General features: G+C 73.5%; 2 protein-coding genes. One reads left to right on the top strand and one right to left on the bottom strand.

From position 1 onward, the window contains the following. A partial coding sequence (locus FOE67_RS26975; protein ID WP_182667439.1) for a DUF2510 domain-containing protein occupies window positions 1-165 on the bottom strand: 165 nt, incomplete at its 3' end. A 321-nt stretch (window positions 166-486) separates the two neighbouring features. Between FOE67_RS26975 and FOE67_RS26970 the strand changes: the two genes are divergently transcribed. Continuing rightward, window positions 487-951, top strand: a complete 465-nt coding sequence (locus FOE67_RS26970; protein ID WP_182667438.1) for an SsgA family sporulation/cell division regulator — start codon at window positions 487-489, stop codon at window positions 949-951. Window positions 952-954: the final 3 nt, after the last annotated feature.

The following is a 954-nucleotide window of genomic DNA, read 5'->3' as shown; positions in this document are numbered from 1 at the left end:
GGGTGGGGGCGCGGGCATGGGCTCGCCCGGCTCCGGCCGGCGGCGGCTGCTGCCCGGCACCCAGGCGGTGCCGTTCCAGTAGCGGATGTACCCCGGGATCGAGGGGTCGGGGTACCAGTCGGGCCCCGGGGTGCCGGCGTCGCCGCCTTCCGCAGGAGAGCTCATGAGCGGGTCCGATTCTCCTCGTCCGTTCGTCCGTGTCGCGTCGGGTTACGCATCGTACGCCGACCGTGCCTCCCCGGGGTATCGCCGTGTCCCCGGCCCGGTGACCGGTGACCGCCCCCGGAAGAACACCGATCGGAGCGGGACCCGGGATCGATCGGTCGGTGATCGGGGGCGTTCAGCGGTGGCCGGATCCGGGCGGAAAAAATCTTCGCGAAGTCGCGTAAGGATTCGCTCCCGGCTCCCTCCCACCCTGTGGCGGCACCGTCCGCCGGCGCCGGACCGCCCCGGCGCCCCCGCAGGACAGGACAGCAGGGAGAGGTCATGCAGATCACCGTCGAGCGCGAGATCACCATGCGTCTGGTGGTGTCCCCCGAACGGGGCGTGGACGTACCCACCCGCCTGCGCTACCGATCGGAGGACCCCTACGCGGTGCAGGTCACCTTCCACGTCAACAGCCCCGTGCCGGTCAACTGGACCTTCGCCCGCGACCTGCTGGTGGAGGGGGTCGTGCGGCCGAGCGGAGGGGGTGACGTGCGGGTGCGCCCGGCCGAGGTGGGGGGACGGTCGGTGGTCAGCCTGGAGTTGACCTCCCCCGACGGGGACGCCCTGTTGCAGGCGCCCGCCGAACCGCTCTCCGCCTGGTTGGAGCAGACCCTGCTGGCGGTCCCGGTGGGTGCCGAGCCGGGCCGGCTGGCTCTGGACGACGGCCTGGCCGCCCTGCTGGCGGCCGGGAACGGCGGCCCGGGCGGGGAACCGGGCACCGAGGATTCCCTGGCGGAGGGGTGAGGA

It is taken from the genome of Streptomyces calidiresistens, assembly GCF_014141525.1.
Taxonomy (GTDB): Bacteria; Actinomycetota; Actinomycetes; order Streptomycetales; family Streptomycetaceae; genus Streptomyces; species Streptomyces calidiresistens.
Note: the sequence above shows the minus strand (reverse complement) of the source record. Positions and strands in the feature narration are given on the sequence as shown.

Excerpts from the sequence above, each read along its gene's own strand:
- FOE67_RS26970 (WP_182667438.1), top strand. The coding sequence starts at position 487 with ATGCAGATCACCGTCGAGCGCGAGATCACCATGCGTCTGGTGGTGTCC.